This window comes from Dendrosporobacter sp. 1207_IL3150, assembly GCF_036763085.1.
Lineage (GTDB): Bacteria > Bacillota > Negativicutes > DSM-1736 > Dendrosporobacteraceae > JBAIYU01.
The window spans coordinates 42,435-62,736 of the sequence record NZ_JBAIYU010000006.1; the positions used below are offsets into that span (position 1 = coordinate 42,435).

The following is a 20,302-nucleotide window of genomic DNA, read 5'->3' on the forward strand; positions in this document are numbered from 1 at the left end:
CTCTTTATATATTTATCCCGTCCTTAGTAATAGGAGGTATTGTATGTCACGAATAGGCATTACTACGACAGTGCCTGTTGAAATTATCCTTGCTGCTGGTCTGGTACCAGTAGATCTTAATAATATTTTTATCAGTAATAAAGATGCCACGAAATTTATTGAAACAGCTGAGGACGCAGGTTATCCACGCAATATCTGCGGCTGGATAAAGGGTTTGTATTCGGTAGTACTAAACTCTGGGGATATAGATAGGGTAATTGCTGTAACCCAAGGTGATTGCAGTAATACTCATGCCTTAATGGAAACGTTTGAGCTGGCAGGTATAAAGAACTTGCCTTTTGCTTACCCCTTTGATCGTGATTACGATATGCTAAAGCTGCAGATGGAAAAAATGATGACTGCACTTGGTACGGATTGGAGTACCGTAAATTCTGTAGCAACCCGCCTAAAGCAGCTTCGGCTTAAGGTAGCCGAAATTGATAGGCGGACTTGGCAGGAAAACACAGTAAGTGGTTTTGATAATCACCTTTTTCAGGTTAGCTGTAGTGATTTTGATGGTGATGTTGATGCCTTTGAACAGCTGGTTGATGATTTTCTGATTAAGACTTCAACAGCTGCTGAATTTAGTGAGAATATTCGACTAGCTTATATCGGAGTACCGCCGATTTTCACAGATCTATATACGTATATTGAACAAATGGGTGCGCGAGTGGTTTTTAATGAGGTTCAGCGTCAATTTGCAATGCCCAATATGGTTGAAGACTTAGTAGAACAATATCGTATGTACACTTACCCTTATGGAGTATTTGGGCGGATTAAAGATATCCAAGCTGAGTTGGAAAAACGTAATATTGACGGTATTATTCATTACGTGCAGAGTTTTTGTTTTCGCCAGATTGAAGATATGATATTTCGTGAAAAGCTGGACGTGCCTATACTAACAATTGAAGGTGATAAGCCGGGACGTGTAGATGCGCGGACTAAGCTTAGGATAGACAGTTTTTTAGAAATGCTAAGATGAGGTGAGTTTCTTGTTTTGCGGAATTGACTTAGGAAGTCGCAGTGTTAAGTTGGTCATATGCGACTCAGCCGGAGAAGTAAAACATTCTAAGGTTTTTGAGACAGTTCGGTTTTACCGTGAATATGGGAGACGTCACCAAGAGGGGTTAAGTGTAGATTTCGCAGCCTTGGGTTTTGGCGAGGTGTCTGAAGTTATTGCAACAGGTTATGGACGTAATACAATTGACATTATTGGTGCAACCGTAATACCTGAATTAAAAGCCCATGCTATAGGTGCTATTTGGCAAACTGGATTAAAAGATTTTACACTCTTGGATTTAGGTGGGCAAGATAGTAAGGTTATTAAAGTTCGTAAAGGCAAAATGGTTGATTTCGCGACCAATGATAAATGTGCAGCTAGTACAGGGCGATATCTCGAGAACATGGCTAATGTTTTAGACGTGACCCTCGAAGAATTGAGCCGTTACAGTGATAACCCAGTAGAGCTTAATTCAACTTGTGCAATTTTTGGCGAATCAGAACTTATTGGCCGAATTGTAGAAGGATATGAGGTTCCTGAGCTTGCCGCTGGGGTAAATTACACGATTTTTAAACGAATCAAACCCATGCTTACGTCATTGTCAAGTGACACTATTATTTTTACGGGCGGAGTTGCCTTAGGGCAATCGATTCGTTACATGATTGAAAAAGAGCTTGCCGTTAAGGTTGTAGTTCCCCGCTATCCACAGCTAAATGGAGCAATTGGCTGTGTTGCCTTTGCCCTTGAAAAGAGTGAGCGAAATGCTGTTAGGAATTGATGTAGGCGGCACTTTTACCGATGCAGTTATCATAAAAAATAGTAGTATCATTAAACATACGAAAAAACCGACTACTCATGGTCGGCTTTTAGATTGCATAGTAACGGCTCTTGATGATGTGCTGGCAGATATTAATTCCGAAGTTATTACACGGGTGGCTTTATCCACAACTATTGCGACTAATGCTATTATTGAAAATAATATCGATAAAGTAGGTTTAATGGTTATACCTGGCCCTGGTGCTGATTTATCATGTTTATTTCCTGTTAAACCAGTGTGTTTATCTGGTTACACAGATCATCGCGGACGCGAAGTTTCGGCAGTATCAGATGGCGAAATAGGTGAGGCTTTCCGCAGTTTATCCAAACAAGGCTGCGAAATTTTTGCTATTTCCGGGAAATTTGCTGTACGCAGTCCAAGGCAAGAGCTGCAGGTGGCCGAGATTATAAATAAGCAAACTAATGCCAAATTTATAACTTTAGGCTCGAGTTTAACTGGTGGTTTAAATTTTTGGCGTCGAACAAATAGTGCTTATTTTAATTCTGCTATATGGCGATGTTTTAATAATTTCGCTCAAGCCGTCGAATTGGCTCTTAAGCAGCGTAATGTATTTGCGCCGGTTTTTATACTTAAAGCCGACGGTGGCACTATTCCTTTAGAAGTAGCCAAAAAGTTCCCAGTTGAGACCATCTTTACAGGACCAGCTGCAAGTGTTCTAGGGATTATGGCAATGACTCTCCCGGAAGTACCGACTGTATCTCTTGATATTGGGGGGACGACAACTGATATTTCGCTCTGGAATAGCGGTGTGCCGTTATTTGAGCGAAAAGGTATAAAAATCGCCGATTATCCAACCTCAATCCGCGCATTTAGAATAAAGTCAATTGGTGTGGGGGGGGACAGTTACGTCCGCTGGGAAAATGGAAAACTAGAAATAGGTCCTAATCGTCTCGGACCAGCTATGGCTTTAGGCGGTTCTTCGCCGACAGTTACGGATGCTTTAATAGTTGCAGGGGCGATTCAGTTTGGGGATAAAAAACAAGCTCAAGTAGCAATGGGTCAAATTGCTGGTTCAGAAATGAACGTACTTGAGGCCTCGAATTTAGTTATTAGCTGTGCGGTGAGCAAAATACATAATGCAATTATTACAATGGTAAAAGAATTGGATTTAGAACCAGTCTATTGCGTAGATGATATTGTTTCGTCTGAACAGTTTAAACCTCGTCTAATAATTGGAATTGGTGGTGCGGCATCTGGCTTGGTACCATATTTAGCCAATATAATGGACTTACCATATCAAATACCTTGCTTCGCTCCAGTCGTAAATGCAGTTGGTGCTGCTATTGCAAAACCAACATTGGAGGTTAATTTTAGGGCTGACACAGAGCAGGGAGTATATACGGTTGCGGAATTAGGTATTAAAGAGAACATTCCTAGCAGACGGTTCGGTATGTCAGAGGCTTATAATATGACTAGCAAATATTTGTATCGAAGGGCAGAGCAGGCTGGTATCTCAGTAGACGAGACTGAGATTGTGCATCAGGAGGAATTTAATTTAGTCAGAGGTTTTAGTACAGTTGGTCAGATTTTGACCTGCCATATGCAGATAAAACCGGGAGTTCTTACAGCCATTTCCGAAATGGCGGAGGTTAACTATGACAAGTAAGTTAGGTCTAGTGTTCTTCCCTGCCTTTGATTGGGCAATTTCGCCTACTCATCCCGAGAGACAGGAAAGGCTGCTCTATACGAGAGATCAGATAGTTGAAGAAGGAATTTTGGATTTACCGAGTATCAAGGAATATAAACCGCGGTTGGCAGAGTATGCTGATATTAATAGAGTGCATATTGGTATTCCAAACATTGCTTCTTTGATTACTGATGCTCATCTTGTGTCGGCTGGCGGTGCAATAGCAGCCGCCGATGCAGTTCTCAATCGAGAGGTAGGGAGGGCTTTTGCGTTAGTTAGACCTCCTGGACATCACGCTATGCGTGTTGTTCATGGCACGAGAGGTTTTTGCACAATTAATATTGAAGCAATTATGGTTGAGTATATGCGAAGACATTATGGTTTAAATAGAGTTGCAATAGTTGATACTGATGTTCATCATGGTGACGGGACACAAGATATTTTTTATCACGACCCTGATACGCTGTTTATTTCATTTCACCAAGATGGGCGTACGTTGTATCCCGGTAGTGGCTTTGTAGAGGAAATGGGCAGTCCAAATGCGTTTGGAACGACAGTCAATATACCTCTGCCTCCAGGTACAAGTGACGAAGGTTTTCATGAAGTGCTTGATCATTTGGTATTACCATTTATTGACGATTTTAAGCCTGATATAATTATCAATTCTGCTGGTCAAGATAATCATTATAGTGATCCATTAGCTAATATGGCGATTACTGCCCAAGGATACGCAAATTTGGCTAAAAAGCTAAAAGCCGATATTGCCGTGCTTGAAGGCGGATATTCGATTGAAGATGCACTTCCGTATGTAAATGTCGGGATTATACTAGCGATGGCTGGTCTCGATTTTAAGAATGTAATAGAACCAGATATTGCCAAACGGCCAAGGCAATCTTCTTCAACTGCAAAATATATAAGTCAGCTTGTGAGAGAATGGCAAGACATATGGCGTAACAGGGAAAGGCTAAAGCAACAGGAAAAAAGCAAAACCGGTGAATTTTGGCAAAGAAAACGCAATATTTACTATGACGATAGCGGCCTTAATGAAAGTCAGATTGAAACCGTGCGCATTTGTAATGAATGTGCTGGGTATATCACGATTGCGACTGAAGCTGAAGGATATAGCTTCGGAGCAAAATCTGCTTTTGTTGGTGTTATTCCCCGCAATTCTTGCCCACATTGCTCAGCTGCTGTTCGCGATGCTGTTCTTGCTGCTAAACGTATTGGCAATTACCAAAATTATTTTTTACAGGATAAGGTGCAGGATATTTTTGAAAAAATTTAGATAATGCATTAGGAGGAACTATGACTAGAGTAGACGGACGTACGCCAGAGCAAATGAGACAGGTTAAAATAACCCGGAATTATTTAAAGTATCCAGAAGGCTCTGTTTTAATTGAAGTTGGCAGTACTAAGGTAATTTGTACTGCGACTATTGAAGATAAGGTTCCGCCATTTTTAAAAGGCTCAGGAGAAGGTTGGATAACGGCTGAATATTCGCTATTACCTCGGTCTACCCAAGTTCGTAATTCGCGTGAATCAACTAGAGGGAAGATTACTGGCCGTACCCACGAAATTCAACGTCTTATAGGGCGCGCTTTGCGCAGTGTAGTTGATTTAAAAGCTTTGGGTGAACGTACAATATGGATAGATTGTGATGTTATTCAAGCAGATGGAGGAACAAGAACTGCGTCAATAACCGGTGCTTTTATCGCATTGGTCGATGCAATTAATTCAATCTATACTAATGAAGAAAAACCTTTTCCTATCAAGGACTTCTTAGCTGCAGCAAGTGTTGGCATTCTAAAAGATGGAACGGTTGTGCTGGATTTATGTTATGACGAAGATTCTAATGCCTTGGTAGATATGAATGTCGTTATGACTGGAAATGGTCTGTTTGTAGAAGTTCAAGGTACAGGAGAAGAAAGGCCATATAGCAGGCAAGAATTAAATGACATGTTAGCAAAAGCTGATAAAGGAATCCTTGAACTGATTGATTATCAGAAAGAAATATTAGGGCAGTTATCTTGGAAAGTGGGGCGTGAGCCTTGAAAGAAGTAGTTATAGCAAGCAAAAATAGTGGCAAAATTACTGAAATAGCTGCCGCTTTAGCACATTTGCCGGTGAAGGTGGTATCGCTTGCTGATTTTGGCGAAGTAGCCGAAGCGGTTGAAGATGGCTCAACATTTGCTGAAAATGCATTAATAAAAGCTAAATACTATTCTAATTTTACAGGAAAAGCTTGTCTTGCTGATGATTCAGGCTTGGAAGTTGATGCGCTTAACGGTGCGCCTGGTGTATATTCAGCGCGTTATGCAGGTGAAAACGCTTCAGATTCAGAGAATAATAAAAAGCTGTTAGAAAATCTTAAGGATGAGGATTGCCGTACAGCTCGCTTTCGTTGTTCATTGGTGTTTTATGATATAAATGGAGAAGTCTTATCAACAGATGGGGTATGTGAAGGGGTATTGCTTAATGAACCTCGCGGCAATGGCGGTTTCGGTTATGACCCACTGTTTTTGATACCAAATTTAGATAAGACGCTAGCTGAAATTAGTATTAATGAAAAAAATGCTATTAGTCATCGTGGGGCAGCACTGCGAAGTATGGCTGAAAAAATGGCGGTATATTTAAAGTGAGAATCGGTGTTATCAGTGATAGTCATGGTGATATTAGGGCGATTAAAAAAGTGTTGGAGGATGCAAAGGATATAAATCTTTGGATTCATGCCGGCGATTATAGCCAAGACGCTGAGTTAGTTGCCGGTAGGAACAATACAACTATTATAACTGTTGCTGGAAACTGCGATGGTGCCTGTAAGGCTAAACCTGATGAATTTATCGAACTGGAAGACAAAAAAATATGGGTGACCCACGGACATCGTTATGACGTAAAACAGAGTTACCACCAACTTCTATGGTGGGCTAAGCAATATGAAGTAGATATTGTTATTTTTGGGCACAGTCATGTGCCTGAAGTTAAACTACTTGATAGTGTATTGTTAGTTAATCCAGGCAGCGTTTCTAAGCCGCGGTGGCCTAAGCCAACTTATGCAATTATTGAAATTAAAAATAAAATAGCTGAAGCCCAAATAGTTGAGTTTTAATTGAGAATGCAGGCGAAGGTGCTATAAAGCGCTTTTGCCTGCATTTTTTATATTACGAAAAAATATAAGCTTTCCGTATTTATAATTAAAGTCGTTAATTGGCATGCATTATTAGCGCTCCAACGCCTTTTCGTATAATAGGGCTGATCCTTGTGCCTAAATGTTGTAGAGGGCTCGACTTTATAATTAATTCTTAAGCTCCTTCCGGAGATAGTTTAAATCTTACCAGAGGTAAGTCATGCGACGATTATATTGCATATATTATAATGTGTCAGTTCTAAGAGAATTCTCGAAGGGAAGGAGTGAGTTAATGAATAATGGTAATGTAACCTTAGTCGGGGCAGGTGTTGGTGTAAGGTTTGTTGCTATACTAATTGACGGGCTTATATTCTTACCGGTTTCATACTTGGTTGCAGCGATTTTCGGCACTACCATATCGGAAGGATTTACTCTAGAAGGAATTGGTTTTTATATTACAATGCTGCTGAGTTTTGCTTATTATATTTATTTCGAGGGAGTGCGGGGCGCGACAATTGGGAAACTGATCATTGGCCTAAAGGTCGTAAAGCTTGATGGAACACCCTGTGACACTAAAGCAGCGGTTGTCAGGACAGTAGCGAGAATAATTGATGGGTTGCCTTTCGCGTATCTTCTTGGGGCATTGTCGATATGGGTATCTGTTAATAACCAGCGAATTGGTGACAGGTTGGCCGGAACAATAGTTGTTAGGAAATAGGCGAAATAGTGAGTATTTTTAAAGAAATATGAGAAATTAAGCAAGCTAAAGGAGATCTCGCGATCTCCTTTAGCTTTTTGTATACAAATTGAGATTGTTTTCTGACAATATATATGCGATAATATTTATATAGTACAAATTGGATTAATGGATTAATCCAATTTGAGGAGAGTGAATGGATGATACTGCAAAGATTGGGTGTGCCGATTTATCTTCAAGTTAAAAACTACATAATGGATAGAATCAAATCAGAAGAGTTCTCAGTAGGTGCTAAAATACCTACGGAACGAGAATTGGCCCAAAAACTTGGTATCAGCCGAAATACTGTAAGCGCAGCTTATAAAGAATTGCTGCTTGAGGGGGTTTTAGAAGCTCGGCAGGGTCGGGGAACCTTTGTAAGACAGGTTTCGGACGAACTTGATAGCACGTCAACTGAGTTTTCTGGCACACGCCAGGAGCGGGCGCTGAAAATTATTGACGAGGCTATCGCAAAAGTTACTGGGCTAGGATTCAGTGTAGATCAATTCATAGCTTTTGCCAGTATTCGCGCGAAAGAAAAAGCTGAAGACGCAAAACAACTGAGAATAGCTATTGTTGCTAATACACCGGAATTTATAAAGCATTATATATTCCAAATAAGTCAGGTTGTTAAGGCTAGTTTTGAAGCCGTTGAACTTAAGTCATTAATGCAAGGAACTGTTCCTATTGAATTGCTGCATGCTTGCGATCTGGTGGTTACTAGCATTGAAAATCAAGCGGTAATAATGGGAATGATGGGGAATAGTAAAAAGATAGCGGTTGTTTCAACTGTGCCTTATCTCGAAGCTGTTGTAAGATTAGCGCGGCTTTCCGGTGGAACTTCAGTCGGTATTATTGCTGAAACTCGTGAATTTATCGATAGTATTAGAAATTTAATGGCTAAAACAATGATTGAGACTGGTGAGATTAACGAATTAATAGATAATGGCAATCGCGAAAAGCTGCGTCAATTCGCTAACCAGCACGAAGTGCTGGTTGTCGATGAAGGACACGAAAGTTTAGTACGTCAAGTAGTACTAAATGATAAAGAAATAATAACTTTTTATTATGAAATAGACCAAGGATCGCTCAATCAGCTTATTGGAAGAATAATGACATGAAGAATATTTCTAAAAATATATAAAGGGGTAATTAGAATGCAGAAAGATAGAACAAAAATTGTTTTAGGAGTTATAGGGGCGGATTGTCATGCTGTGGGTAATAAAATTTTGGCTCACGCAATTACAGCTGCGGGGTTCGAGGTTGTAAATCTTGGTGTGCTTGTACCTCAAGAAGATTTTGTGAACGCAGCTATTGAAACAGACGCTAAGGCAATTCTTGTTGCTTCTTTATACGGTCACGGTGAAATAGACTGTCGTGGATTAAGAAGCCGCTGCGATGAAAGTGGGATCGGCGACATTTTACTGTATGTTGGCGGAAATTTAGTTGTTGGAAAAACTGATTTTACCGAAGTCCAAGATAAGTTTCTAGGTATGGGATATGATCGAGTATATGAACCAGGTATTTTGCCAGATCAGGTAATCGAAGATCTAAAAAGCGATTTAGCGAAAAGGGGTCATTTTAGTGAATAATGTTCTGCTTATTGATTTCGGCAGCACTTACACTAAGATAACGGCAGTCGATGTAGAGCAGGAAATTATAATAGGTACGGCCAGAGGGATAACTACTGTCGAAACAGATATCACAGAAGGTCTAAATAAAGCCTTAAAAGAGTTGTTTTTACAAACTGGCAAGCTAGAATTTTCCAAAATTCTGGGATGTTCAAGTGCGGCCGGCGGTTTAAAAATGGTGGCAATCGGGTTGGTACCAGAATTAACAGCTGAAGCGGCAAAACGAGCTGCTTTAGGGGCCGGTGCAAAGGTGCTCAAAGTATTTGGTCATGAATTAAGTGAATACGAAATAACTGAGATAGCAGAGCTCAATCCTGATATTATTCTTTTAGCTGGCGGAACAGATGGCGGAAACAAACAAGTCATACTACACAATGCCCAGATGCTGAAAAACTTGGGTAAAGATGTACCAATTGTTGTAGCCGGCAATAAATCAGTTACACCAACTGTTGTTAAAATATTGTCGGAGACCATGACGCAGGTTGTTCCATGTGCCAACGTGATGCCTAAACTGAATGAGCTTAATATTGAATCAGCTAGGGAAGTTATACGTGACATCTTTTTGCAAAGAATAATTGAGGCTAAAGGCATTAATAAAGCAAATAAGATGGTTGACCGAATGGTTATGCCAACTCCGGCAGCAGTTTTAAAAGCTGCAGAACTTCTTAGTATTGGGACCAATAAAGAAAGTGGAATAGGCGATCTTATGGTAGTGGATATTGGGGGAGCAACAACTGATGTTTATTCTATAGCCAAAGGTGACCCAACTACCAATGCAGTACTTAGAGGTTTGCCAGAACCGTTCAGTAAGCGTACAGTTGAAGGTGATTTAGGAATGAGATACAGTGCTTCGCCTTTACTAAAGGCTGCTGGAGCTGAACTAATAGCCAAGTTTGCTAATGCTGATGAGAGTGAAGTTGCAGAGTATGTCGAGAAAGTAACAGCGGATATTGAATACTTGCCTCAGAACGTACAAGATAAAGGTATGGAAGTTGCAATGGGGCGGGCGTGCACTAAACTTGGAGCTGATCGTCATGTCGGGCAGTTGGAAACACATTATTCAGTTTTAGGTCAGGTTTTTGTCCAAACAGGTAAAGATCTGACAAACGTAAATAATGTAATTGGAACTGGCGGAGTTATAATCTCAAACGAAAGACCTAATGACATATTAAAAGGTATTATTTTTGAAGATGCTAGTCCGCATGTGTTAAAGCCCAAAAAACCGGAATTTGCAGTAGATAAAGATTACATTATGGCTTCAATGGGCTTATTGGGCGAGGACTATCCAGAACTTGCGATTCGAATGATGAAAAAATATATAGTACGGAGGTAATATAAAATGGAACTTAAAAATAAGAAATGGACACATGATGAGTTTTATGCAATTCGTGAAGATATACTAAAGCAGTGGCCAACAGGTGCTGAAGTTGATATGGCTGAGGCCTTCAAATATCACGAGACTATACCTGCAAAAAAACACTTTGCTAAGCGCCTTGTAAAAGCAAAGAAAAACGGCGAGACGTTAACTCAGCCGCGTGCTGGTGTTGCACTGATTAATGAGCATATTAACTTGTTGAATTTTTTACGTACTGAGGGCGAAGCTGATCTATTACCAACTACGATTGACAGTTATACCCGCCAGAATCAGTACAAAGAAGCTGAAAATGGTATTGAAGAGAGTAAACGTGCGGGTCGATCGCTGCTTAATGGTTTTCCTGCTGTTAACCATGGTGTAGCTGGCGTTCGCAAAGTAATTGAAAGTGTTGATGGTCCTCTGCAAGTTCGTCACGGCACTCCTGATGCTAGACTTCTTGGTGAAATTACCTTAGCTGGCGGATACACAGCCTATGAAGGTGGCGGTATTTCCTATAACATCCCTTATGCTAAAAGTGTTTCTCTTGAGCAAACTATCTATGATTGGCAGTATTGTGATCGTTTGGTAGGTATTTATGCGGAGAATGGTATCGAAATTAACCGTGAACCATTTGGTCCTTTAACTGGTACTCTTGTTCCACCAAGTGTTTCCCACTCTGTTGCAATCATCGAAGGTATATTAGCTGCTGAGCAAGGGGTAAAAAACATTACTTTGGGTTATGGTCAATGCGGTAACTTATTCCAAGATATTGCTGCAATAAAAGCGTTAGAGCAATTAGCTGATGAGTATTTTGCTAAAAATGGCTATAATGACTGTGTTCTTACGACTGTATTCCATCAGTGGATGGGTGGTTTCCCGCAGGATGAAGCTAAAGCTTTTGGTGTAATTTCCTGGGGGGCAGCGGCGGCTGCTTTAGCGAAGGCAACTAAAGTTATCGTAAAAACTCCACATGAAGCTCTAGGTATTCCGACTAAAGAAGCTAATGCGCAAGGATTGAAAGCAACTAAGCAGCTAATTAATATGCTAGCTGATCAGCCATTCCCTCTAAGCTCAGAAGTGCAAACTGAAATTGATATAATTAAAGCAGAAACTCGCTGCATCTTAGATAAAGTATTTGAGTTAGGAAATGGTGACTTTGCTAAGGGCACAGTTAGTGCTTTTGCGGCAGGTGTTTTGGATGTACCTTTTGCACCAAGCAAATATTCACTCAATAAAATATTACCTGCTCGTGACAACCATGGTGCGGTACGCTTGTTCGACACTGGAAACCTTCCTTTTACCCAAGACATAATTGATTTCCATCGTATTAAAATTGAAGAGCGGGCAAACTCTGAAGGTCGTAAACCTAGCTTCCAAATGGTTATTGATGATATTTATGCAATCTCAAAAGGTCGCCTAGTAGGAAGGCCAAATAGAAGTTAATAGCTTTTAAGTCTAAATTTGAGGGATGGAGATGTTATCATGAAAATTATAGATGTAGTGTGTTCACGCGGTCTTACAGGTTTTTACTTTGATGATCAAAGAGCAATAAAAGCTAATGCTCATCATGACGGCTTTACTTATAAAGGAACTCCGGTTACACCTGGTTTTGAAAAAGTACGTCAGGCTGGCGAATCAGTATCGGTAATGATAGTGCTTGAAGATGGCCAAGTTGCATATGGCGATTGTGCCGCTGTACAGTACAGCGGTGCAGGCGGCCGTGATCCTCTTTTTTTAGCTAAAGATTTCATCCCAGTAATTGAGTCTGATATTAAAAATCGCCTAGTAGGCCGGGAGTTAAATTCGTTTAAAGAGTTGGCTGAAGATATCGACAGTATGGTTGACCCTAATACAGGTCGATTAATCCATACGGCACTAAGATACGGTGTGACCCAAGCTATTCTTGATGCAGTTGCTAAGGCAAAGAGAAAACTTATGTGTGAAGTAATAGCAGAAGAGTATGGTACAACAGTTAGTACTAAGGAAATACCTGTCTTTACTCAAAGCGGCGATGATCGTTATAACAATGCGGATAAAATGATTATTAAAAAAGCTCAAGTTCTGCCGCATGCCCTTATTAATAATGTTGCAGAAAAGTTAGGTGCAAATGGCGAAATTTTGCTTGAGTATGTAGGTTGGCTAAAAGATCGAATTTTTGCTGTACGTACAGAAGACGACTATCTGCCAACACTTCATATTGACGTTTACGGTACTTTCGGAATTGCGTTTAATAATGATATTGAGAAGATGGTTGAATATTTCCGTAAATTAGAGCAGGCAGCTGCACCTTTAAAGCTACGTATTGAAGGTCCTATGGATGTTGAGGAACGTGATAAGCAGATTGATGCACTAGCTGAGTTAACTGCACGTTTGCACCAAGAACAAATCAATGTTGAGATAGTAGCGGATGAGTGGTGCAATACTTTAGAAGACATTAAGTTATTTGCCGATAAGCGTGCTGGCGATATGCTGCAGATTAAAACTCCGGATTTAGGCGGAATAAATAATATTATTGAGTCTATCCTCTATTGCAAAGAAAAGGGTGTAGGTGCTTATCAGGGCGGAACTTGCAATGAAACAGATCGCTCAGCTCAGGTGTGTGTTCATATTGCAATGGCAACCCAGCCAGTACAAATGTTAGCTAAACCTGGTATGGGTGTCGATGAAGGATTAATGATAGTTTATAATGAAATGAACCGTATCCTTGCACTCCGTCAGGCGCGTAAATCATAGTACTAAACTAAATATAACTGGCTTATACTCAGTAAAAATTTTAAAATATAGGTAAGCCCACGACATCGGCATTCGATCAACTGATTGAATGCCGTAACGTGGTTATAAGGAAAACTACGCTTGGGGGAATATAAATGAAATCTATGATGCTTGAGCAGTTAATGTATGCCAGTTATTTTGCACCTCGCGGTCGAAATAGGATGTATATACTCGGTCAGCAAGTAAGTGAGCGTTATCTCTCGCCGCTGGATCGATTGATCGGTGTGATTGGTGATGCAGGTGCTGGTAAATCGTCAATGATAAAAGGTATGTTTCCTGGATTAGAGCTTACAAATGATGACGACGGCGTTAATGTTCGTCCGCTGCCGCTGCTTAAAAATATTGATAAGGGTTTTTTTACAAGTCATACATACCATGTCGATATTCGTTTTGAATCTGCGTTTACTCAAATATATGTGATAGCTGACGCTGTTAAAAGAGCACTTATGCAAAACAAGAGGGTTATTGTTGAGCACTTTGATTTGTTATACCCAGTCTTAGGGGAAAACGCCGATGTCTTAATTGGTGTTGGCGGTGATGTTATAGTAGTAAGACCAACTACTTTTGGCCCTTTCCCGGATGAGATTATAAATGTTGTAACAAAGACGCTGCGCTACCGTAAGATGGCTCATACTGCTGAGGATATAACATCGCGGATTTTACTGCATGATTATGGTGCTATATTGCCGTTTGGTCATCGTGATGTTCATAATGGCTTTGTTCTTGAATACCCATTACCATTAGATGCTGACCTAACTGAGGTCGAAAAGAAAGTAAAGCGGCTTATAGATGAGGGTCTTTCAGTCTGTTATGTTGATGAAGGTCATATTAAGTTAGGCGAGGATTTGTGGGTTTGCTCAGGACCGCGGACTCATGTTCGTAATACAGAAGACATTGAGAATTTTAGATTAATACATGAGTATAAATATGATCCTAAAACTAATTCTTATCTGATTATCGGCGTAGTTGGCCCGAACTCGGACAATCTCGACGGGTTTGCTGGGCTCAGTTACGCGGCAACTATTTAATTCAAGTAGATTAAATATATACGGAGGTATCTCATGAGTAGTTTAATTAAGACAGCCCAGGCAGGGACGCTGGAGTCTGGTGATATCATGATAACAATAGCTCCAGCAACAACTGAGGGTGGCGTATTACTAGATTTGGACAGTATAGTACTGGCTCAGTATGGTACAGCTATCAGAAAAACTATCCTTGATATCATTAGTGAATTAGGCGTAACTGATATTTATATTAAGGCAGTCGATCGTGGTGCGCTAGATTGTACTATCAAGGCGCGGACGCTTACAGCACTTGGACGAGCAGGAGTTGTGTGTGAGGGGGAACTATTATAATGGAATTGCGCAGAAGTATGCTGTTTATTCCTGGCAATAGTCCAGGGATGCTTCAAAATGGTGGTGTTTTTGGGGCAGATGCGGTTATCTTAGATTTAGAGGATGCTGTGGCGCCTAATGAAAAAGATGCTGCTCGGATACTTGTAGCCCATGCATTAAACAATGTTGATTATGGCGCTAGTGAGAAAGTAGTAAGAATTAATCCGCTAGATACATTTGGCCATGAGGATATTAAAGCAATTGTTCCTTGTGAGCCAGGCGCTTTAATGGTACCAAAGGTACAAACCGCCGAGGATATTAAAAAGGTTGTTGAACTTGTAGCGGCTGCTGAGCGTACAGGTCAAAAGGCAGTAAAAATAGTCGCGCTGCTAGAAACGCCGCAAGGTATTCACGAGGCTTATAATATTGCTAAAGCCGATCAAAGAGTAGTTGCTCTGGCTTTAGGTGCAGAAGATTACACTGCAGCATTGGGAGCAAAGAGGACAAAGGAAGGGACTGAAATATTTACGGTCCGTTCTATGATTGTAAATGCTGCGTCGGCTGCAGGAATACAATCAATAGACACACCTTTCACTGATGCAAACGATGAAGAAGGCCTGCTTCAAGATACTATAGTTGCTAAGCAATTTGGGTTTAAGGGTAAAATGGCGATTAATCCTCGACAGGTTGACGTTATTCATGGCGTTTATAATCCTAGTGACACAGATATTGAATGGGCGCAGCAAGTAATTGAAGCACTTAGAAAAGCAGAGGCGGAAGGGTCCGGAGTAGCCTCACTTAATGGTAAAATGGTTGATGCGCCTATAGTAAGCCGCGCACATAATATAATATTTTTGGCGCAGTTGTTAGGTTTGCGAAAGGAGATTGAGTAATGAAGAATGCAATTGGCAGGGAAATACCTGAATCAATTCCTGGTTATCAAACCCCGATACTTTTCGCAGGTGCTTTCAATACAAAACCTGGTATGAATAGGCAGGCACCTTGCGTAAAGGCAATTCGTCCAAGTGAGACCAAACTAACCGATAGTCTCGAAGCGGTTTTCAAAAAGATTCCAATTACTGATGGTATGACTTTATCTTTCCACCATCATTTCCGTAATGGTGATGGCGTTGTTAATATGGTTTTAGCTGTTGCGGCTAAACTAGGCTTGAAAAATTTAAAAGTGGCTTTAAGTTCTGTTTTTCCGGTTCATGCACCATTAGTTGACCATATGAAAAATGGCGTGGTAACAGCCTTGGATACAAACTATATGTCTGGACCTGTAGCCCAAGCAATATCAAGAGGGGTACTTGAAAAGCCAGTTGTTCTGAGAACACATGGTGGCCGCGCTCGTGCTATAGAGTGTGGACAGCTTAAAATAGACGTGGCGTTTATCGCGGCGCCAGCAGCAGATGATTATGGTAATATTAATGGGGTTCAAGGACCAACTGCGTGCGGATCGTTAGGTTACGCAATTCCTGATGCCGAGTACGCCGATAATGTTGTTGCGGTAACGGATTATTTGGTTGAATATCCGCTTACGCCTGTATCCATTCCGCAAACGAGAGTTGATTATGTTGTAAAAGTTGACTGTATTGGTGATCCTAAGGGTATAGTTTCTGGCACAACCCGGATAACCAAAGACCCAGTAGGTTTAAAAATAGCAGAGACGGCAGCTAATGTAATAAAAGCAGCAGGGTTAATTAAGGAAGGATTCTCTTTCCAAACAGGCGCTGGTGGAGCATCTTTAGCTACGGCTCATTTTGTTCGCAAAATGATGGAAAAAGAAAATATTAGCGGTAGTTTTGCTCTTGGCGGTATAACAGGGTACATGGTTGAAATGTTGGAAAAAGGCTTATTTAAGAAACTAATGGATGTACAAGGTTTTGATCTTGAAGCGATACGATCAATTGCTGCAAATCCAAACCATATGGAAATTAGTGCGAACTTTTACGCCAGCCCATTTAATAATGGTTGTGCCGTTAACAAATTGGACGCCGTTATCTTAGGTGCTACAGAAATTGACACTGACTTTAATGTTAACGTAGTTACAGGATCAGATGGCGTAATTATGGGCGGCTCTGGAGGTCATGCTGATGCTGCAGCTGGTGCTAAAGTCACAATAGTAGTAGCAAACCTTCTGCGCGGACGCTTACCAATTATAGTAGAGCAAGTTTTAACAGCTACAACACCAGGAGAGACTATTGATGTGCTTGTAACAGAGCGCGGTGTTGCTGTTAATCCTCGTCGTCCAGAATTGCGTGATAAGCTTCTTGCAGCAGGAATTACTGTTAAGGATATTAAGGAACTGAAAAGCATTGCTGAAAGCATTGCTGGAGCGCCAGATAAGCTGGTTACTGGTCAACGTGTCGTCGCAATAGTAGAATATCGTGATGGAACCGTTATTGATGTTGTTCGGCAATTGGAGGACTAGCTAATGAATTGGGGCGATTTTGAAGAACGAGTAATAGATCTTAAAAATGAGAAGCAAGTGACAATTATAAAACAATTTCTTGCCCGTTTTGATCTAAGTTTTTCGGCCCAAGTTGATTATACGATTGCTTTATATAAGGAAGGTAAAATCGCTGGTACGGGTTCGTTTTGTGGTGAGGTCTTACGTAATATCGCAATTGATGATGCTTTTCAGGGCGAAGGACTTACTGCAACAATAGTTACTAAACTTATAACCGAAGCTAGTAGGAGAGGTATCTTTCATTATTTCATATTTACAAAACCGGATAAGGCATATTTATTTAGTGCACTTGGTTTTAATGAAGTTGGCAGAGCTGAACCTTATGCGGTTTTACTTGAGTCAGGCATTGGCTCGATTGGTAGTTATTGCCGGGAAATAGCGAATAATATCGTTGAGATGCCAGAAGGTAAAAGAGCAGCATTGGTAGTAAATTGCAACCCTTTTACTTTAGGACATAAAGCTGTAATCACTAAAGCCGCTGCGGAGAATGATTCTGTTATTGTCATGGTAGTTAGTGAAGAAGGTTCAGTATTTCCTTTTGATGTTAGATTTAGATTAGTCAAAGAAGGTTTAGCTGAGTTTAATAATATAGCAGTTGTCCCAGGGGGGAAATATGTTGTATCTTCGGCCACCTTTCCAGGCTACTTTACTAGAGGGAATGAGACCGTAACGGCACAAACCCGTCTTGACGCAGAGATATTCGCATCTAGAATTGCTCCTGAGCTCAAAATCAGCAGCCGGTATGTAGGTGATGAGCCTTACTGCTTAGTTACTAGGGCTTATAATGAAGCGTTAACAGATATACTGCCTCAACGCGGTATATCTGTTAAGATAATGGATAGAATTACAGTTAACGGCGAAGTTATAAGTGCATCACGAGTAAGAGCTTTAATTAAGGATGAAAAATGGGCTGAGATAAGTAGTCTAGTTCCGGATACAACTTATAAATATTTAATTTCCGCTGAAGCAAAACCGATAATCGACAAGGTTATACATAATAAATCACGCCATTAGTCGGAAAATTCGCAATAATGTCATGGCGCTAATTGCAGTTTTTGGCAAAATATAAAAGTGCGATAGAACCAAAAAAGCCAGTAATTTCAAGGGTTTTTTCGCTATCGCACTTTTTTTGTTTTCTTGCCCAAAATGGTTGTCAACCTAAAGTAATTGTGCTATTATTGTGAATATAAATGCATACATAATATTACAAATTAGGAGGGTTTGCATGCGTACAATTGAGGTAGAGCAAATTACTCAGGCCATAGCAAAAATGTGTATGGAAGCTTGCTATTATCTGCCTGAGGACGTTTACGCCGCCTTGGTAGAAGGCCAGAAAACCGAAGAGTCTCCGCTAGGTAAAGACGTTATTGGTCAAATCATTAAAAATGCCGATATCGCTAGGAATGAAGACAGACCGATCTGCCAAGACACTGGTATGACGGTTATTTTCATGGAAATTGGTCAAGACGTGCATTTTGTTGGCGGAAACATAGTAGATGCTGTAAATGCTGGTGTTGCCAAAGGTTATACCGAAGGATACCTGCGTAAATCAGTGGTTGCTGAGCCATTATTCAATCGTAAAAACACTACCAATAACACTCCTGCAGTGCTTCATACCAGCATTGTTCCAGGCGACAAAGTTAAAATTAAACTTGCGCCTAAAGGCTTTGGCAGTGAAAACAAAAGTGAATTAAAAATGCTTGTTCCAGCTGATGGAGTTGCCGGTGTTAAGAAAGTTGTTTTAGACACTATTCTTCACGCTGGGGAAAATCCATGTCCTCCAATCGTTGTTGGTGTAGGTATTGGCGGTACTATGGAAAAAGCTGCTATTTTATCTAAAAAAGCGCTTCTTCGTAATATTACTGAGCGCAATGAGCATCCTGAATATGCTAAACTTGAGCAAGAACTTCTTGAATTAATTAATAAGACTGGTATCGGGCCTCAACTTGGTGGAACAACAACAGCCTTAGCTGTAAATGTTGAGTGGTATCCAACCCATATCGCCGGTCTGCCTGTTTCAGTAAATATCAGCTGTCACGCCACTCGGCATGCCGAAGTTGAGTTATAAGGAGGTGTAAAAGGAATGACTGAAAAAATTCGTATTACAACCCCGTTAACCGAAGAGCAAGCTCGTAAGCTAAAAGCTGGAGACAGCGTACTTATCACTGGTACAATTTTCAGCGCCCGTGATGCTGCTCACAAAACAATGGTTGAAGCTTTAGATCGTGGCGAAAAACTTCCGATTGATTGGCAAAACCAAATAGTTTACTATCTTGGCCCAACACCAGCAAAACCTGGTAACCCTATCGGATCAGCTGGTCCAACTACATCTGGTCGTATGGATGCCTATACTCCTAAAATGCTCGAACAAGGCATTAAGGCAATGATTGGTAAAGGATCTCGTAAACCAGAAGTTGTCGAAGCTATGAAAAAACACGGCGTTGTTTATCTTGCCGCTGTTGGTGGTGCCGCTGCTTTGATTTCAAAATGTATTAAAAAATACGAAGTACTGGCGTACCCAGAACTAGGTCCTGAAGCTGTGGCTGCTCTTGAAGTGGAAGATTTCCCTGCAATTGTGGTAATCGACAGTGAAGGCAACAGCTACTACGAAGAAGGTCAAAAGCCTTATCGCAGACTGTAAAATTAATAGTTAAATTTTTTTTTGGCTAATTAGTGAAATTTTAGCCAAAGAAAACCCCAATAGGTCACCCAAATATACAGGAGGTTAAAGCATGAGCAACACTGATTTTTATATCCGACGTATTCATTCGTTATCTGGTATAGTACCAATTGGTTTCTTCTTACTGGAGCATATCTTCTCAATTTCAACTGTATTAGCAGGTCCACAGGCTTTCGATGCTACAGTTGCCCATCTTGCAGCAATTCCACATGAAATTTTAATTCCTCTTGAGATTATTGCAATTGCTATTCCATTACTTTTCCACGGTATCTACGGTGCTTACATTGCACTTCAAGCTAAAAATAACGTTGGAGACTATGGATATGCTCGTAACCGTCAATTCTGGTTACAAAGAATGACTGCTTGGTATACTTTTGCTTTCTTGATCTGGCACGTAGGATACCTGCGTTTCATGGTTAAAGGCGGCGGTACTCCAATCAACTATGCATTAATGCATGATTATTTAAGCAATCCTATCGTATTTGTCCTTTATGCTATCGGTTTAGTGGCGGCTGTTTACCATTTCACTAACGGTCTTTTCACTTTCTGTATTACTTGGGGCATTGCTGTTGGACCTCGCGCTCAAGGCTTTGTTAACAAAGCAGCATGGGGCTTATTCGCACTAATGTCTGGCGTTGGTCTGTTAGCTCTTACTCGTTACATCGCATAAAAGTAATCTGTATAGAAATTATTT

21 protein-coding genes are annotated in these 20,302 nt (G+C 40.6%); all 21 read left to right on the top strand.

Features of this window, described 5'->3' with window-relative positions; all coding sequences use genetic code 11:
- Positions 1–43 precede the first annotated feature (43 nt).
- The 21 genes from V6C17_RS00850 to V6C17_RS00950 all read left to right on the top strand — a co-directional run bounded on the left by V6C17_RS00850 (position 44) and on the right by V6C17_RS00950 (position 20,278).
- Positions 44–1,021, top strand: a complete 978-nt coding sequence (locus tag V6C17_RS00850) for a 2-hydroxyacyl-CoA dehydratase family protein (protein ID WP_333520665.1) — start codon at positions 44–46, stop codon at positions 1,019–1,021.
- A gap of 10 nt (positions 1,022–1,031) precedes the next feature.
- A complete protein-coding gene (locus tag V6C17_RS00855; RefSeq protein ID WP_333520666.1) occupies positions 1,032–1,817 on the top strand; it encodes an acyl-CoA dehydratase activase in 786 nt (261 codons plus the stop codon).
- On the top strand, positions 1,801–3,483 hold the full coding sequence (locus V6C17_RS00860) for a hydantoinase/oxoprolinase family protein (protein WP_333520667.1): 1,683 nt from the start codon (positions 1,801–1,803) through the stop codon (positions 3,481–3,483). Before V6C17_RS00855 ends, V6C17_RS00860 begins: the two co-directional genes overlap by 17 nt.
- Positions 3,473–4,789 (top strand): histone deacetylase family protein, encoded by a 1,317-nt coding sequence (locus tag V6C17_RS00865; RefSeq protein WP_333520668.1) that lies wholly within the window; start codon positions 3,473–3,475, stop codon positions 4,787–4,789. The genes V6C17_RS00860 and V6C17_RS00865 overlap by 11 nt, the downstream gene beginning before the upstream one ends.
- Positions 4,790–4,809: 20 nt before the next feature.
- Entirely contained in the window at positions 4,810–5,556 is a 747-nt protein-coding gene (gene rph, locus V6C17_RS00870; RefSeq protein ID WP_333520669.1) for a ribonuclease PH, read from the top strand.
- Complete coding sequence (locus V6C17_RS00875) at positions 5,553–6,143, top strand: XTP/dITP diphosphatase (RefSeq protein ID WP_333520670.1); 591 nt, start codon at positions 5,553–5,555, stop codon at positions 6,141–6,143. The genes rph and V6C17_RS00875 overlap by 4 nt, the downstream gene beginning before the upstream one ends.
- Positions 6,140–6,610, top strand: coding sequence for a metallophosphoesterase (locus V6C17_RS00880; protein WP_333520671.1), 471 nt, complete (start codon positions 6,140–6,142; stop codon positions 6,608–6,610). Before V6C17_RS00875 ends, V6C17_RS00880 begins: the two co-directional genes overlap by 4 nt.
- A 310-nt stretch (positions 6,611–6,920) precedes the next feature.
- Positions 6,921–7,346 (top strand): RDD family protein, encoded by a 426-nt coding sequence (locus V6C17_RS00885; protein WP_333520672.1) that lies wholly within the window; start codon positions 6,921–6,923, stop codon positions 7,344–7,346.
- Positions 7,347–7,525: 179 nt separating this feature from the next.
- Positions 7,526–8,485, top strand: coding sequence for a GntR family transcriptional regulator (locus tag V6C17_RS00890; RefSeq protein ID WP_333520673.1), 960 nt, complete (start codon positions 7,526–7,528; stop codon positions 8,483–8,485).
- A gap of 36 nt (positions 8,486–8,521) precedes the next feature.
- On the top strand, positions 8,522–8,956 hold the full coding sequence (gene glmS / locus V6C17_RS00895; RefSeq protein WP_333520674.1) for a methylaspartate mutase subunit S: 435 nt from the start codon (positions 8,522–8,524) through the stop codon (positions 8,954–8,956).
- Positions 8,949–10,328, top strand: coding sequence for a methylaspartate mutase accessory protein GlmL (glmL, locus tag V6C17_RS00900; RefSeq protein ID WP_333520675.1), 1,380 nt, complete (start codon positions 8,949–8,951; stop codon positions 10,326–10,328). Before glmS ends, glmL begins: the two co-directional genes overlap by 8 nt.
- 6 nt (positions 10,329–10,334) lie before the next feature.
- Positions 10,335–11,792 (top strand): methylaspartate mutase subunit E, encoded by a 1,458-nt coding sequence (locus tag V6C17_RS00905; RefSeq protein WP_333520676.1) that lies wholly within the window; start codon positions 10,335–10,337, stop codon positions 11,790–11,792.
- Between the two features lie 39 nt (positions 11,793–11,831).
- The gene (locus V6C17_RS00910; RefSeq protein WP_333520677.1) at positions 11,832–13,082 is read left to right on the top strand and encodes a methylaspartate ammonia-lyase; all 1,251 of its coding nucleotides are present in this window, start codon (positions 11,832–11,834) and stop codon (positions 13,080–13,082) included.
- Positions 13,083–13,216: 134 nt separating this feature from the next.
- A complete protein-coding gene (locus tag V6C17_RS00915; RefSeq protein WP_333520678.1) occupies positions 13,217–14,149 on the top strand; it encodes an alanine-tRNA synthetase second additional domain-containing protein in 933 nt (310 codons plus the stop codon).
- 33 nt (positions 14,150–14,182) lie between these two features.
- Positions 14,183–14,476, top strand: coding sequence for a citrate lyase acyl carrier protein (gene citD / locus V6C17_RS00920; protein WP_333520679.1), 294 nt, complete (start codon positions 14,183–14,185; stop codon positions 14,474–14,476).
- On the top strand, positions 14,476–15,348 hold the full coding sequence (locus V6C17_RS00925; RefSeq protein ID WP_333520680.1) for an HpcH/HpaI aldolase/citrate lyase family protein: 873 nt from the start codon (positions 14,476–14,478) through the stop codon (positions 15,346–15,348). Before citD ends, V6C17_RS00925 begins: the two co-directional genes overlap by 1 nt.
- Entirely contained in the window at positions 15,348–16,889 is a 1,542-nt protein-coding gene (gene citF, locus V6C17_RS00930) for a citrate lyase subunit alpha (protein ID WP_333520681.1), read from the top strand. The genes V6C17_RS00925 and citF overlap by 1 nt, the downstream gene beginning before the upstream one ends.
- A gap of 3 nt (positions 16,890–16,892) precedes the next feature.
- The gene (gene citC / locus V6C17_RS00935) at positions 16,893–17,942 is read left to right on the top strand and encodes a [citrate (pro-3S)-lyase] ligase (protein WP_333520682.1); all 1,050 of its coding nucleotides are present in this window, start codon (positions 16,893–16,895) and stop codon (positions 17,940–17,942) included.
- Between the two features lie 211 nt (positions 17,943–18,153).
- Complete coding sequence (locus V6C17_RS00940; RefSeq protein ID WP_333520683.1) at positions 18,154–18,996, top strand: fumarate hydratase; 843 nt, start codon at positions 18,154–18,156, stop codon at positions 18,994–18,996.
- 15 nt (positions 18,997–19,011) lie between these two features.
- Entirely contained in the window at positions 19,012–19,569 is a 558-nt protein-coding gene (locus tag V6C17_RS00945; protein WP_333520684.1) for a Fe-S-containing hydro-lyase, read from the top strand.
- Positions 19,570–19,660: 91 nt separating this feature from the next.
- Complete coding sequence (locus V6C17_RS00950; RefSeq protein WP_333520685.1) at positions 19,661–20,278, top strand: succinate dehydrogenase; 618 nt, start codon at positions 19,661–19,663, stop codon at positions 20,276–20,278.
- The last annotated feature ends 24 nt before the right edge of the window (positions 20,279–20,302 follow it).